14 protein-coding genes are annotated in these 15398 nt (G+C 44.6%); 12 read left to right on the plus strand and 2 right to left on the minus strand.

Annotated features, from left to right (window positions below):
* Positions 1–219 precede the first annotated feature (219 nt).
* From rmuC to tatC, 7 genes are all read left to right on the plus strand, one after another.
* A complete protein-coding gene (rmuC, locus tag VA249_RS00465; protein ID WP_221068456.1) occupies positions 220–1752 on the plus strand; it encodes a DNA recombination protein RmuC in 1533 nt (510 codons plus the stop codon).
* 78 nt (positions 1753–1830) lie between these two features.
* Positions 1831–2610, plus strand: a complete 780-nt coding sequence (ubiE, locus tag VA249_RS00470; RefSeq protein WP_221068457.1) for a bifunctional demethylmenaquinone methyltransferase/2-methoxy-6-polyprenyl-1,4-benzoquinol methylase UbiE — start codon at positions 1831–1833, stop codon at positions 2608–2610.
* A gap of 11 nt (positions 2611–2621) precedes the next feature.
* Positions 2622–3257: a ubiquinone biosynthesis accessory factor UbiJ gene (locus VA249_RS00475; RefSeq protein WP_221068458.1), complete on the plus strand. Its 636-nt coding sequence runs from the start codon at positions 2622–2624 to the stop codon at positions 3255–3257.
* Positions 3254–4888 carry a ubiquinone biosynthesis regulatory protein kinase UbiB gene (gene ubiB, locus VA249_RS00480; protein ID WP_221068459.1) on the plus strand — a complete coding sequence of 545 codons (1635 nt, stop codon included), beginning with the start codon at positions 3254–3256 and terminating at the stop codon, positions 4886–4888. Before VA249_RS00475 ends, ubiB begins: the two co-directional genes overlap by 4 nt.
* A gap of 48 nt (positions 4889–4936) precedes the next feature.
* The gene (gene tatA, locus VA249_RS00485) at positions 4937–5185 is read left to right on the plus strand and encodes a Sec-independent protein translocase subunit TatA (protein ID WP_099079135.1); all 249 of its coding nucleotides are present in this window, start codon (positions 4937–4939) and stop codon (positions 5183–5185) included.
* Between the two features lie 3 nt (positions 5186–5188).
* Positions 5189–5590, plus strand: coding sequence for a Sec-independent protein translocase protein TatB (gene tatB, locus VA249_RS00490; RefSeq protein ID WP_221068460.1), 402 nt, complete (start codon positions 5189–5191; stop codon positions 5588–5590).
* A 66-nt stretch (positions 5591–5656) separates the two neighbouring features.
* A complete protein-coding gene (tatC, locus tag VA249_RS00495; protein ID WP_128812075.1) occupies positions 5657–6403 on the plus strand; it encodes a Sec-independent protein translocase subunit TatC in 747 nt (248 codons plus the stop codon).
* Positions 6404–6471: 68 nt separating this feature from the next.
* On the opposite strand, the gene VA249_RS00500 is transcribed toward tatC, so the two are convergent.
* Positions 6472–7233, minus strand: coding sequence for a TatD family hydrolase (locus VA249_RS00500; RefSeq protein WP_221068461.1), 762 nt, complete (start codon positions 7231–7233; stop codon positions 6472–6474).
* Positions 7234–7419: 186 nt separating this feature from the next.
* On the opposite strand from VA249_RS00500, the gene hemB reads away from it, so the two are divergent.
* The 4 genes from hemB to spfP all read left to right on the plus strand — a co-directional run bounded on the left by hemB (position 7420) and on the right by spfP (position 12674).
* Positions 7420–8481, plus strand: a complete 1062-nt coding sequence (gene hemB, locus VA249_RS00505) for a porphobilinogen synthase (RefSeq protein ID WP_221069759.1) — start codon at positions 7420–7422, stop codon at positions 8479–8481.
* A 124-nt stretch (positions 8482–8605) separates the two neighbouring features.
* Positions 8606–9040: a GNAT family N-acetyltransferase gene (locus tag VA249_RS00510; RefSeq protein WP_221068462.1), complete on the plus strand. Its 435-nt coding sequence runs from the start codon at positions 8606–8608 to the stop codon at positions 9038–9040.
* A 603-nt stretch (positions 9041–9643) separates the two neighbouring features.
* Positions 9644–12433, plus strand: coding sequence for a DNA polymerase I (gene polA, locus VA249_RS00515; RefSeq protein ID WP_221068463.1), 2790 nt, complete (start codon positions 9644–9646; stop codon positions 12431–12433).
* Positions 12434–12626: 193 nt separating this feature from the next.
* Positions 12627–12674, plus strand: a complete 48-nt coding sequence (gene spfP / locus VA249_RS24370) for a small protein SpfP (RefSeq protein ID WP_438356636.1) — start codon at positions 12627–12629, stop codon at positions 12672–12674.
* Positions 12675–13188: 514 nt separating this feature from the next.
* Here the strand turns inward: spfP and yihA are convergent.
* Positions 13189–13848 (minus strand): ribosome biogenesis GTP-binding protein YihA/YsxC, encoded by a 660-nt coding sequence (gene yihA / locus VA249_RS00520; RefSeq protein ID WP_128812069.1) that lies wholly within the window; start codon positions 13846–13848, stop codon positions 13189–13191.
* A gap of 159 nt (positions 13849–14007) precedes the next feature.
* Between yihA and VA249_RS00525 the strand changes: the two genes are divergently transcribed.
* The gene (locus VA249_RS00525; protein WP_128812067.1) at positions 14008–14625 is read left to right on the plus strand and encodes a c-type cytochrome; all 618 of its coding nucleotides are present in this window, start codon (positions 14008–14010) and stop codon (positions 14623–14625) included.
* The last annotated feature ends 773 nt before the right edge of the window (positions 14626–15398 follow it).

Below are 15398 nucleotides of genomic sequence, written 5' to 3' on the forward strand. Positions count from 1 at the left end.
CTATGTAATGATGACGTACTGCTCTTTGTCGAAAATATGAACAGGAGTGAGTATGTTGTACGGAAACTCGAGGGCATGATGACCTCTCGGGCGAAATATAACCGTTTAGAGGTTAATATCCTCTAGTGTATGCGAGGACTTTTCATCCAACAAACTGGACATTTATCCAGTATATAAATACCATTATTAAAGATAAAAAACACAGGCTAACTCGCTATTATGCAATGGATTCTTGAGCATCAATCTCTCATTCTGTCTTCACTTTTTGCCGCGACCACGAGCGGCATCGCAGTAGGTTGGTGGGTCAAACAACGTTTTGCGATGCAAACTCAGTTGCTTGAGCAGCAATTACATTCCGAAAAACAGTTTCATCAACAACAGCTTGAACAGGCAAAGCAGAGCCTTGCAGATGCGCAGCAAGAGTTGGATGAGCTTGATGATGAGCGTGATAAAGCCGCATTTGAGGTGCGTCAAACACACGGTAAGCTGATGGCTGCGATGGAAAAGCTGCGCTATTTTGAAGCAGTGAAACAAGAGCGTCAGCAGTATTTTGATGAGCTAGGGCAGATGCGAGAACATAAATCACGCCTTGAAACCCAGCTTGGTGAGCAGCAAGCGCGTCACGAACAGATCAATCAAGCCAATGCTGAAAAGCTGCAAATCCTTGAACAAGCAGAAGCGCGTTTAAAGCAGCAATTCGAGCACTTAGCGAATCAGTTGTTCGAAGAGAAAACCGCTAAAGTCGACATTCAAAACCGTCAGAGTTTGGAGGGCTTGCTTTCTCCGCTCAAAGAGCAGTTGGAAGGGTTCAAAAAGCAGGTTAACGACAGCTTTAGCCAAGAAGCCAAAGAGCGTCATACGTTGGTGCACGAGTTGAAAAACCTGCAACGCCTTAATGAACACATGACTCGAGAGGCGGTTAACCTAACCCAGGCACTAAAAGGCGATAACAAACAACAAGGTAACTGGGGGGAAGTGGTTCTGGCTCGCGTATTGGCAGAATCTGGCTTGCGTGAAGGGCACGAATACCAAACTCAGGTGAGCTTGCAAAACGAAGCGGGCAAGCGCTATCAACCTGATGTGATTGTTCACTTACCGCAAAACAAACAAGTGGTGGTCGATTCGAAGATGGCTTTGGTGGCATACGAGCGCTACTTTAACGCTGAAACCGACACTCAACGTGATCAGGCGCTGAGCGATCACCTTTCCGCCCTGCGTGCACACATTAGAGGGTTGAGCCTTAAGGATTACCATCAGTTGAAAGGCATTCAGAGCCTCGACTACGTGTTGATGTTTATTCCGGTGGAGCCTGCATTCCAAGTCGCGATTCAAGCGGATCCGAGCTTGGTGAAAGACGCGATGGAACAAAACATTATCTTAGTGAGCCCAACCACCTTGCTGGTGGCACTGCGCACGATTGACAACCTATGGCGCAATGAACGTCAGAATGAAAATGCCCAATTAATTGCGGAGCGTGCCGCAAAGTTGTACGACAAGCTGCGATTGTTTATTGATGATATGGAAGGGCTAGGAGGCGCTTTAGACAAAGCCAATCAAACGTATCAAGGGGCAATGAATAAGCTTGCAACAGGGCGGGGCAATGTGATTCGTCAGGCTGAGAGCTTTAAGCAGCTTGGGGTTGAAGTAAAACGCCCTATTTCTCCTGAACTGTCTCAGTTAGCACAGAGCGAGTCATTTTCTGAAAATGCTTCTTTAGTAGAAAGACATCCGGCTGAGGATAAAGTAAACTAATCGACCGCAGTACAGTGGGCGAGCATATTTGTCAGCCATCGCCCTGATGTGAAAAAGTGCTGCCGAAGAGGAATCAGAATGACGGACACAAGCGTGCAATCAAATACAGCGTTAGAGAATGAAACGACCCACTTTGGTTTTACCACTGTGGCAAAAGATGAAAAAGTGACCAAAGTTGCCGAAGTTTTCCACTCAGTGGCAGCAAAATACGACATCATGAATGATTTGATGTCGGGTGGTATTCACCGCCTTTGGAAGCGTTTTACTATTGATTGCAGTGGCGCTCGTCCGGGTCAACGTGTTCTTGACCTAGGTGGTGGTACTGGTGACCTGACGGCGAAATTCTCGCGTATTGTTGGCGACCAAGGCCATGTGATCCTAGCGGACATCAACAACTCGATGCTTAACGTCGGCCGTGACAAGCTGCGCGACAATGGCATCGTTGGCAATGTGCATTACGTACAAGCAAACGCGGAAGAATTGCCGTTCCCAGACGATTACTTTGATGTGATTACTATCAGTTTCTGTCTGCGTAACGTAACAGACAAAGACAAAGCACTTCGCTCAATGTTCCGCGTATTAAAGCCGGGCGGTCGTCTATTGGTTCTTGAGTTCTCGAAGCCAATCTTAGACCCACTGTCAAAAGTGTACGATGCGTACTCTTTCCACCTATTACCAAAAATGGGTGAGTTGGTGGCGAACGATGCTGACAGTTACCGTTACTTAGCAGAATCGATCCGCATGCACCCAGATCAAGATACGCTGGAAAGCATGATGATTGAAGCCGGCTTTGAAAACACCAAATACTACAACCTTACTGGTGGTATTGTGGCGTTGCACCGTGGCTACAAATTCTAAGGATAAGCGGCATGCCATTTGAACCTCTTATCACAGCGGTTATTGAAACAACGCTGAATACCTTGATCAAAGACGACCCTGAATTGGGGCGTCGTTTGTCACGCCTAAAAGGTCAGGTGATTCAAATTCACCTAAAAGAAATCAATAAGACGCTGACGTTCATTTTCAGCCAGCAAATTGATGTATTGGGCCATTATGAAGGTCAGCCAGATTGTTATCTGTCACTGAATCTAAGCGTGCTGCCTGAACTGCGCGATCAAGCCAACATCACTCGTCTTATCAAACAAGATAAGCTGGAGCTTGAGGGTGATATTCAGTTAGCACAAAAATTCTCTCAATTGATGGTGGATTGCAAGCCAGACATCGAAGAGTGGTTATCTCGCGTGACAGGCGATGTTGTCGCACATACTGTTGTCCAAGGCACTAAGAATGTCGGGCGTTTTTTTGCTTCTCAAGCAGATAAGCACCAACGACATCTTGCTCAAGTGGTGACGGAAGAGTGGAAATTGGCACCAGCACCATTGGAAGTCGCCTACTTCTGTGACCAAGTGGATGATGTACGTAGCCAAGCCTCCCGTGTGGAAGCTCGACTCAATGCACTACTAAACAAACTTGATACAGATAAGCCGGCGTTGGAGCAACCATGACGCCAACAGAAATAAAGCGCTTATACCACATCATTAAAGTTCAGCTGGAATATGGCTTGGATGAGTTGTTGCCAGAGCATCAGCTAACCAAAGCACCGCTATTAATGCGCAAAAGCTTATTCTGGATTAAGAACCAACACCCAGAAAAACCATTGGGCGAACGTCTTCGTCTTGCCTTACAAGAGCTTGGTCCTGTTTGGATTAAATTTGGCCAGATGATGTCGACTCGCCGTGACCTCTTTCCGCCACACATTGCTGACCCTCTTGCGCTTTTACAAGACCGAGTTGCTTCATTTGATGGGCAATTGGCAAAAGAGCAGATGGAGTTGGCTCTGGGCGGCCCATTAGAGAACTGGTTCACGGAATTTGATATCAAGCCGCTAGCGTCAGCATCGATTGCGCAAGTACACACTGCGCGTCTAAAAGGCACTGGCCAAGAAGTGGTATTAAAAGTCATCCGTCCAGATATTCGTCCGGTCATTGATTCAGATCTAAAACTGATGCACCGCATGGCGCGTATAGTCGCCCGTGCAATGCCTGAGGCTCGTCGCTTAAAGCCTGTTGAAGTGGTTCGTGAATACGAAAAAACACTTTTGGATGAACTCGACTTACGTCGTGAAGCCGCCAATGCGATTCAACTGCGTCGCAACTTTGAGGGCAGTGAAGAGCTGTACGTTCCTGAAGTTTTTCCTGACTTTAGTAATGAAACTGTCATGGTTTCTGAGCGAATATATGGCATTCAAGTCTCTGATATTGAGGGCTTGGAAGCAAATGGCACTAATATGAAGTTGCTTGCAGAGCGCGGCGTGAGTGTGTTCTTCACTCAGGTGTTCCGAGACAGCTTTTTCCATGCCGACATGCACCCGGGCAACGTGTTCGTTAAACCGGAGCATCCAGAGAATCCGATGTGGATTGGGCTGGATTGTGGGATCGTTGGTACACTTAATAGTGAAGACAAACGCTATCTGGCGGAAAACTTCCTCGCTTTCTTCAATCGTGACTACCGCCGTGTAGCGGAATTGCACGTTGATTCGGGGTGGGTTCCTGCTGATACCAATGTCGACGAATTTGAATTTGCGATTCGCATTGTGTGTGAGCCAATTTTCGCTAAACCACTGTGTGAAATCTCTTTCGGTCACGTACTGTTGAACCTGTTCAACACTGCGCGTCGATTCAATATGGAAGTCCAACCGCAGCTTGTATTGCTACAAAAAACGCTGTTGTACGTCGAAGGACTGGGTCGCCAGTTGTACCCGCAACTTGATTTGTGGGAAACGGCGAAGCCTTTCCTTGAAGAATGGATGATGAACCAAGTCGGCCCGCAAGCTTTAGTGAATGCCATTAAAGACCGCGCACCGTTTTGGGCAGAAAAGTTACCGGAACTGCCGGAGCTGCTTTACGATAGCCTTAAACAAGGTAAAGCCATGAATCAACGCATGGATCAGCTTTACCAAGGTTACCGTCAGAGTAAGCGTCAGCAGGCGACAGGAAAGTTTTTATTTGGTGTTGGAGCCACTTTAGTCGTATGCTCGGCAATATTAGTGGATCACGCTTATGAGCAGTTATCGGTCGCTAGCGGCATCGCTGGTGTCACATTTTGGCTGCTTAGTTGGCGAGCTTATCGTCGTTAGACGTTAAACTCTTGAAATAAATTTGTTTAAAGACCCGAGGTAAAAAGAATGGGTGGTATCAGTGTTTGGCAACTTCTAATCATTGCTGTAATTGTTGTATTGCTATTCGGAACTAAGAAACTACGTGGTATCGGTGGCGATCTAGGTGGTGCCGTTAAGGGCTTCAAGAAAGCAATGAGCGAAGATGATTCTGCGAAGAAAGAAGAAAAAGACGCAGACTTTGAGCCAAAAAGTTTAGAAAAACAGCAGCAAAAAGAAGCGGCTCCTGAAACGAAAAAAGACAAAGAGCAGGCGTAATAAGTGTTCGATATCGGTTTTTGGGAACTGGTATTAATATCTGTTGTTGGTCTGGTCGTTCTTGGACCGGAACGTTTGCCTCATGCTATTCGTAGTGTTTCTCGTTTTGTCGGTGCTGCAAAGAGCATGGCAAACAGCGTGAAAGACGAATTGTCACATGAGCTGAAAGTCCAAGAGCTGCAAGAAAACTTGCGCAAAGCAGAGCAAATGGGGATGGAAGATCTGTCTCCGGAGCTTAAATCTTCGGTCGATGAACTGAAGAAAGCGGCGCAATCTGTAAACCGCCCTTACGCGGAGCCAACCAAATCAGACGCAGAGCCAACGAAACACGAGGCTAGTGCGACTGAAGGTGTTGAGAAAGCGGAAGAGATCAAGGTTACAGCGGCAGATAAAAAAGCCGAATAGTCTCAGTAGGAGGAGCTACACAAGATGGTAGCTCCTTTTTGATCAGCTTTATAAAAGAGGTTTGCCATGTCTACCGTCGAGCAGACACAACCTTTAATTAGCCATTTGCTAGAACTCCGTAACCGACTATTGCGTGCCATCTTGGCAGTGTTGGTGGTGTTTGTCGGGCTAATTTATTTTTCTAACCACATCTATGAGTTTGTCTCAGCCCCATTGGTAGAACGACTGCCAGAGGGGGCAACTATGATTGCAACAGATGTGGCTTCGCCATTTTTTACACCATTGAAGCTGACGTTAATTGCTTCGGTGTTTATTGCGGTGCCGTTTATCTTGTACCAAGTCTGGGCCTTTGTTGCGCCAGGTTTGTACAAGCATGAGCGTCGATTGATCATGCCACTGTTATTTTCTAGCTCATTGTTGTTCTACTGTGGTGTGGCATTTGCTTACTTCGTGGTGTTCCCACTGGTATTTGGCTTCTTTACGGCTATCTCGCTAGGCGGGGTAGAGTTCGCAACCGACATCTCGAGCTATCTTGATTTTGTACTTGCGCTGTTCATGGCATTTGGTATTGCGTTTGAAGTGCCTGTCGCGATTATCTTGCTGTGTTGGACTGGTGCAACGACGCCACAAGATCTAAGAGAAAAGCGCCCATATATTATTGTTGGTGCTTTTGTTGTTGGCATGTTGCTGACGCCACCAGATATTATTTCTCAAACTCTGTTAGCTATTCCGATGTGTTTGCTGTTTGAAGTGGGTTTGTTCTTTGCCCGTTTTTATACACGCAAAGACGAAGAGGCAGAAGTGGAAGAGTAATCCATTCCAGACTGTAAAAAAGCGGCTTATCTAAGTCGCTTTTTTGATCGCTAGGTGTTCTTATACCGTTATAAGCGAAAGAGCGCGGTCGCATTTTGAGTCGTGATACGATCGAGCTCTTCTATGTTTGAGTTGGTCAACTCAGCCACTCGAGCGGCCACTAATGATGTGTATGCGGGCTCATTGCGTTTTCCACGATGTGGGACTGGCGCTAGGTATGGGCAGTCGGTTTCTAGGATCACCCAGTCCATATCAAGATGCGGAATGACTTTATCCATCCCACCATTTTTAAACGTTGAGACGCCGCCGATACCTAAATGAAAGCCAAGTTCATTGATGGCTTGTGCTTCTTCTACGCTGCCACCAAAACAGTGAAATACACCACGCAAGCGGCCATCTTGCTCCTGACGAAGTAAGGCCAGTGTTTCTTCAATCGAATCACGAGTGTGGATAACGACAGGTAAATCCATCTCTTTTGCCCAGTTTAACTGAGTGATAAATGCCATTTCTTGCTCCGCGCGGAACGTTTTATCCCAGTATAAGTCGATACCAATTTCACCGACCGCGATAAATTTGTGCTTTTCGAACCAAGATCGAATGATTGCTAATGTTTGCTCAACATTACCATCGACGTAGCAAGGGTGTAAGCCCATCATTGAGCGGCATATTTCTGGATACGTGGCTTCGGTTTTTAGCATTGGCTCAATAGAGTCAAGATCGATGTTGGGCAGCAGTATCTTACTAATCCCTTGAGCTAAAGCGCGCGTAACCACCTCATCGCGGTCATTATCAAATTCGCTGGCGTAAATATGAGCATGCGTATCGATCATCGTTTGTCTCTATGGTTCGTCTTTAAATTGATTGATTCAACAGTATACTCGAGTGTGAGTGCGGGGTCATTTTCGCGTTTTTAGTGACCTTTTTTCATATTGTCACTCGCAAGGTGCTGCAAGAGTGATATGATTTTGCCACCAGATGATTTTGATCATCATAACCGTCCAGACAAGGAGAAAATGGTGTCTGTATCAATTCAAGGTCCATTCCCTGCACGCCGTATGCGTCGCATGCGTAAGCACGATTTTAGTCGTCGTCTGATGGCTGAAAACCAACTTTCTGTTAATGATCTGATTTACCCAATGTTTGTTCTAATGGGTAAAGACCGCCGTGAAAGTGTTGAATCGATGCCGGGTGTAGAGCGTTTGTCGATTGATTTAATGCTAGAAGAAGCGCATTACTTAGCAAGTTTAGGTGTGCCAGCGATTGCATTGTTTCCTGTCGTAAACCAAGACGCAAAGAGCCTATGTGCTGCAGAAGCATACAACCCAGAGGGCTTAGTTCAACGTGCTGTTCGTGAATTAAAAGAGCATGTGCCGCAAATGGGTGTCATTACGGATGTAGCACTGGATCCATTTACGACCCATGGCCAAGACGGCATTATCGATGAAAATGGCTATGTGATGAATGATGAGACGACAGAAGTGCTTATCAAACAAGCCTTGTCTCATGCGGAAGCGGGCGCGGATGTCGTGGCACCATCAGATATGATGGATGGTCGCATTGGTAAGATCCGTGAAGCATTAGAAGAAGCGGGCCATATTCATACACAAATTATGGCTTACTCCGCTAAGTATGCATCAAACTATTACGGCCCATTTCGTGATGCCGTCGGTTCAGCATCGAACCTAAAAGGCGGTAACAAGAAAAACTACCAAATGGATCCGGCAAACAGTGATGAAGCGCTGCACGAAGTGGCACTTGATATCAATGAAGGTGCTGACATGGTCATGGTAAAACCAGGTATGCCTTACCTTGATGTGGTTCGTCGAGTGAAGACAGAATTACAAGTACCGACGTTTGCTTATCAAGTTTCAGGCGAATATGCGATGCACAAAGCTGCCATCATGAATGGTTGGTTAAAAGAGCGTGAAACCGTGTTGGAATCACTGCTTTGCTTCAAACGTGCTGGTGCAGACGGTATTCTGACCTACTTCGCGAAAGATGTTGCAGAGTGGTTGGCAGAAGAAAATGCGCAGGCGGCTCAGCATCTAGTGAAAGCTCAGCAAGCAGCAGAAGAGTAATTATCGCTCAATGAGAAAAACCAGACCGACAATTGTTGTCGGTCTTCTTGTACCCAAGTAACCTCAGTCATAATGCATATGACCTAATGTTACTTGGGTATTTTTATCTCTGGAGAGTAGAACAATGACAATGCTGATTCGTGAAGGCACGCTGGAAGAGGCGATCCAAGTAGTAGCACGCGTAACGGAGTTTGCACGTGGTGAAACGGTTGAATCCATGGCAGCACGCCTTGGAGATAAAAAGAGTTTAATCTTAGTCGCTGAGAAAGCGGGTACGATCCTTGGTTTTAAAATCGGCTATGAACTTGATGATTACACGTTTTATAGCTGGTTTGGTGGAGTAGCTCCAGAGGTGCGCAATGAAGGCGTAGCGCAAATGCTGTTAGAGGCTCAAGAAGATTGGGTCTCGGAACAGGGTTATAAGATGCTAAAAGTGAAATCACGTAATCAATTTCCAGCAATGCTACGTTTACTACTAAGAAATGACTACATCATTGAAAAGTTTGAAGAAAAACCAAATCTTCGCGAGTCTCGTGTTCACTTTATTAAAGCTGTGTGAAAATAAATGAGATTTTTTCTCATTTAATTATTGATTATTAAATGAGAATCATTATTATTAAAGACGTCTTAGGGAACGAGAGAAGTTCATAAGGAGAGAGCGTTACTGATTCACCAGTGGTTGAGAAAGTAATGACATCGACAATTGAACGTAAACGAATTCTTTTTGACACGACATTGCTCACATTGCTTCCAGTGTAATTTATAGCTTCTTGGCAAAGTTACCTCATTAATAGAACTAACTTTACCACTTCTGCTAGGCGACCCATCGGGGTCGCTTTTTTCTTTCCGAAAATTTTTTATTGACGGCATTCACCAAAACTTTTCCACATGTAACGATCATTTCTAGATCCTTGATCTTGTAGATCTGTTTTCAGTAAGCTCTTTATAAACAGTGGCTTATGCTTTGGTTTTTTATGTTTTCTTTTAAGTTGATAACCGGTGGATAATTTATATAAACAGAGTTATCCACAGCGTGGCGTGTTTTCCGTGAACAAACTCGGAAAATTTCCGCGAACTTGATCGCGCGAACAAGATAGATTCAGATCAGTAGTCATGGCATTCTAAGCAGATCTCTTAAGTACTGATTTGGATACAGACAATTATGGCAAGTATTCCTGAAAACCCGTTGATTCTTATCGATGGTTCTTCTTATCTATATCGCGCTTTTCACGCTTACCCTGGCACGATGAGTAACGGTGAAATCCCAACTAACGCGGTGTATGGCGTAGTGAATATGCTACGTAGCATGATGCGCCAGTTTGCTTCTGATCGCATCGCCGTGGTTTTCGATGCGAAAGGTAAAACTTTCCGTGACGATATGTACCCAGAATACAAAGCGAATCGTCCGCCCATGCCGGATGATCTCCGCTGCCAAATTGAACCGTTACATAATGTTATACGGGCAATGGGTCTCCCACTTATTTGCATACCCGGTGTTGAAGCTGATGACGTTATTGGCACACTGGCGTATCAAGCATCTCAACAAGGCATGCCTGTATTGATCAGTACTGGCGACAAAGATATGGCGCAACTTGTGGATGACAACATTATTCTGATCAATACCATGACGAATGTTGTGATGGATCGTGAGGGTGTGATTGAAAAGTTTGGGATTCCACCAGAGTTGATTATCGACTACCTTGCTTTGATGGGCGATAAAGTGGATAACATCCCTGGCGTTCCAGGTGTAGGTGATAAAACGGCGACTGCACTGCTGCAAGGTATTGGCGGTTTAACTAAGCTGTACGAAAACCTTGATGATATTGCAGCGCTTGGTTTTCGTGGCTCAAAGACCATGGCGAAGAAGCTCGTTGATAATAAAGACAATGCCATGCTGTCTTATGAGCTAGCCACCATCAAGCTAGATGTAGAACTGGAAGAAACGCCAGAATCATTACTAAAAGCAGAACCAAGCAAAGATGAGCTGATCAAATTGTACGGTCAATTGACGTTCAAATCTTGGCTGAATGAGCTTTTAGATGGCGGTTCGGGTGTTGTTGAAGCGGATGAGTCAACTGGTGCAGTGCGCGGTAGTTCAGCATCTAAAGCGGATATGGACACCTCAGCGGTGAAGATTGATCGTAGCCAATACGAAACTATTTTGGATGAAGCCTCATTCATGGCTTGGCTAGACAAGCTAAAAGCGTCTGACCTGTTTGCGTTTGATACAGAAACCGACAGCCTAGATTACATGGTGGCAAACCTTGTTGGTCTGTCATTCGCTATTGATGAGGGCATTGCGGCTTACGTTCCTGTCGCGCACGATTACCTAGATGCACCGCAGCAACTCGATCGTGAGTGGGTGCTTGCACAACTTAAACCGATTCTTGAGGATGAAACTCAAGCGAAAGTGGGTCAGAACCTGAAATACGACGCCTCAGTATTGGCTCGCTATGGTATCGAGATGAAAGGTATCAAGCACGATACCATGTTAGCGTCCTACGTTTATAACAGCGTTGGTGGCAAGCACGATATGGATAGCCTTGCGCTGCGTTTCCTACAACACAGTTGTATTTCGTTTGAACAGATTGCAGGCAAAGGCAAGAACCAACTGACTTTCAATCAAATCGAATTGGATGAAGCATCGCCATACGCAGCAGAAGACGCTGATGTAACACTTCGTCTGCACAACCGTTTAGTTGCTAATCTTGAGCAAGATGACAAGCTAAAAGCGGTTTATGAAGAAATCGAAATGCCGTTGGTCCCTGTGCTTTCTCGCATTGAGCGCACTGGCGTATTGATCGATGACATGAAGCTCAGTACACAGTCAGTAGAAATTGCTGCTCGCTTAGACGAGTTAGAGCAGAAAGCTTATGAAATTGCTGAACAAGAGTTCAACATGAACTCGCCGAAACAGCTTCAAGCGATTCTATTTGAAAAAATGGGCTTGCCGGTGATCAAAAAGACCCCATCGGGCACACCGTCGACGAATGAAGAAGTGTTGCAAGAGCTGGCTTTGGATTATCCACTACCAAAACTGATCTTGGAATATCGTGGTTTAGCGAAGTTAAAATCGACGTACACAGACAAGCTACCAAAGATGATTAACCCATCAACAGGTCGTGTACACACTTCTTACCACCAAGCCGTAACCGCAACGGGTCGTCTATCGTCGACGGATCCAAACTTGCAAAATATTCCAATCCGTAATGAAGAGGGACGTCGAATCCGTCAGGCATTTATTGCGGCAGCTGGCTACAAGATCTTGGCGGTCGATTACTCTCAGATTGAATTACGCATCATGGCGCATCTATCAGGAGATCAAGCCCTGCTTGATGCATTCCGTCATGGCAAAGATATCCATGCAGCAACTGCTGCAGAAATCATGGGCGTGTCTATTGATCAAGTATCAAGTGAGCAGCGACGTCGTGCTAAAGCGGTTAACTTCGGCCTTATCTACGGTATGAGTGCATTTGGCCTTGCGAAGCAGCTTGGTATCCCTCGAGGTGAAGCGCAAGCTTATATGGATAAATATTTCGAACGTTACCCAGGTGTCATGCAGTACATGGAAGATACTCGTAGTGCTGCTTCTGCACAGGGCTATGTCGAGACCATCTTTGGACGTCGTTTGCATTTGCCAGAAATTCAATCGCGTAACGGTATGCGCCGTAAAGCGGCAGAGCGCGCAGCGATCAACGCACCGATGCAGGGTACAGCAGCGGATATCATTAAAAAAGCAATGTTGCTTGTTGATCAGTGGATTCAAGAAGAGGGTAATGGCCGAGTGAAACTTCTGATGCAAGTACACGATGAATTGGTGTTTGAAGTCGAAGAGTCTTCTTTAGTCGAAATTGAAAGTAAAGTACAAGAATTGATGGAATCTGCAGCAGATTTGGAAGTGCCTCTTGTTGCGGATGCGGGTCATGGTGATAACTGGGATCAGGCACACTAGTCATTTTTAACGCAATTTACGCTAATTTATATGAGGTAGCGCACAAACGCTGGCTTTTTTTGTCAATAAAAAAAGCAATTCGAAATTTTGAATTGTTGTTGCTTAATGAAACTTTAATGAAAATTAACTACAAAAGTTCTTTGCAAATCTGACCAATTGTTGTACATTATCTCTCGTAGGGTACAGAGGTAAGATGTTCTATCTTTCAGACCTTTTGTTTCACGTTATTGGATTAGGCTGATTCAGCCGCCCCAGTCAGTTTTTGACTGGGGCGTTTTTTATTGGGCGAAAGAAAATTTTCTTTTTGACTCAATAGTTTAATAATAATCCGTTCAATTCTCGCTTGTTCAAGCGGCTAAGTCACTGCAATACATAGATTTTTTATATCAACTCGATCCGATATTTGTCCTGTAAATTTATTCCAATCACACTATCATTTTTTCTTGAAAGAAAGTAAGTAGACACAATCTTTGCCTAAAAATCCAATTAAGTTATTGATTTGTTGAGTAATAATGAGTTATGAAAAGTGTGAAATGTAATGTTATTCGGTTTTGATTGCTTTTTGACCTATTGAAAAACAAATTCAGTTCAGTAATGCTTGCGGCATAATAATTATTACCAGTTTTCTCTCCCATTATCCCTGCCAGGAAGGTGGGGATTTTTATTGTCTAAAATTCACGTTTATGGACAGCAGATAAACAAAAGCCCCACCAAAAGGCAGGGCTATATCGAAAAATTTTAACAAAATTTGTTAATTATTCTTCGCCGCTCTCTTGAGAATCTTGCTCTTCTTCTTCAATCAGATGTGCGAACGCTGGTGCAAACCATGTATCCAGTTTGGCACGTAACTGATCGACACCGAGACCTTTCAGTGAAGAGAACACATCAACCGATACGTCACCACCAAAAGTTTCTACTTGTTTGCGAATTTTTAGTAGCGTTTGTTTGCGAGCACCGCTTTTCAGTTTATCTGCTTTAGTTAGAAGAACTTGAACAGGGATGCGACTGTCAATTGCCCAGAAAATCATTTGTTGGTCGAGATCTTTCATTGGATGACGAATGTCCATCAGAACCACCAAGCCTTTTAGACACTCGCGTTTCTGTAGGTATTCACCCAATGATTTTTGCCATTTGTTCTTCATCTCAATCGGTACTTGAGCGAAGCCGTATCCTGGCAAATCGACGATATGACAACCTTCTTCTACCTTGAAAAGGTTGATCAATTGAGTACGGCCTGGGGTCTTTGATGTCTTAGCTAAACTTTTTTGGTTAGTTAGACGGTTAAGTGCACTCGATTTACCAGCGTTTGAGCGTCCTGCAAACGCAATCTCGACACCTTCGTCCTCCGGTAGGTGGCGAATATCGGGTGCGCTGGTGATGAAATGCGTGTTTTGGTAATGAATTTTTACGCTCACTGTTAACTCCATCTCGACTTTGTGTAGTCGATTGATTACTTTTTTGTGAAATTGTGTAAAATAACCGTGCTCGGCATAAGGTCGCCTATTGTACCATGAGTGTACGCGGTATGTTCACATTCCGTGGTACTGGAAGCTTGATAATTATAATGGAATGTCATGAAGAAATTAGCGCTAATTTTGAGTCTTTTAGCCAGTTGCTCAGTATGGGCCCAAGGTAATATTGAAGCTGGTAAAGCAAAATCACAAACTTGTGTCGCCTGTCATGGAGCAGATGGTAACAGTGCACTTGCAATGTACCCGAATCTTGCAGGCCAACACGCTAAGTATCTTGAAAAGCAGTTAAAAGATCTAAAACTCGGTATGACGAGTGGTGGTAAACAAGGTCGTTACGACCCTGTTATGAGTGGTATGGCTATGCCACTGAGCGATGAAGACATCGCCGACCTGTCCGCTTACTATGCCTCTTTACCTATTGCAGAAAGCTCAACCCCAGAGAATGTGGTCGAACAAGGCAAAGTACTTTACACCGCTGGTGATGCAGAGCGTGGTCTTACCGCATGTATCGCATGTCATGGTCCTCGCGGTAACGGTACTGAACTGTCAGGTTTTCCTAAAATATCTGGACAGCAAGCGGACTACATTAAAGCTCAGTTAGAGAAATTCCGTGATGGTAACCGTAATAATGATATGAACGCGATGATGCGTGATATCGCGAAGAAGATGACAGATGAAGATATTGAAACGCTGTCAAAATACGTTGGCGGTCTACACTAATATATTGAAGTTACTTGAGTATATGTCCCCTACATAGTTCGAGCAAAGTTAAACAAAAATGCCCTGACAGGATTGTCAGGGCATTTTTGTTTCGGAGCCTCAATACCTTACTCGCCGTTGCAAATAAATTGGATGAGGGTAGGCATTATTTGAGTGATGTAGATCACGTTCTGTTTTGCGTAGTAAAGAGATAGATCGCTCGGGTCTTTGTGAGACATTTGCCATGCGTATGCTGTACGATTTCTCATGCGCAGCTTTAAGTGTATGATAATAAATGCCATTTGTTGTGAGTGAAAAATTGTCTCGAATTATTTCGTTTAGTGGGTTGTTGGTTTTTGGAGAATCCGTAAAGTAGCAACTGTTCACAAGGAGTGGCACTCAGGATTTCAGACCATGGATTTTAGGTCTCCAAGGACGCAAGCGAGGGATGCTTGGTAGTCGGAAAAGGGACGTAGGTAGGCAAGGAGTCTACCGGATATGGATGGTCATCTCGTCTGACGGTTAAGACAGTGAAAAGGATCAAGCTCAGGAAGTAGCTCAGCAAACAGGAAGTGAAAGGATAGCCAAAATTCATCAGGAAGATGGAAAACAACACTTTTTGGCAAGGAAAGCACGAAAAACAAAAGGATTCTTGGTGCACCAGATGTGTGCAACACAGTTTCGCCATTTAAGGCGGTATTTAGAAAGCGACAGTTTAACTGTCGCTTTTTTTATATCTGTTTGGCGACGAATAAGCACAATCAAACTTTTTTAACAAAAATTGCTGAAAAAAT

Source organism: Vibrio alfacsensis (assembly GCF_019670485.1).
In the GTDB taxonomy this organism is placed as follows: domain Bacteria; phylum Pseudomonadota; class Gammaproteobacteria; order Enterobacterales; family Vibrionaceae; genus Vibrio; species Vibrio alfacsensis.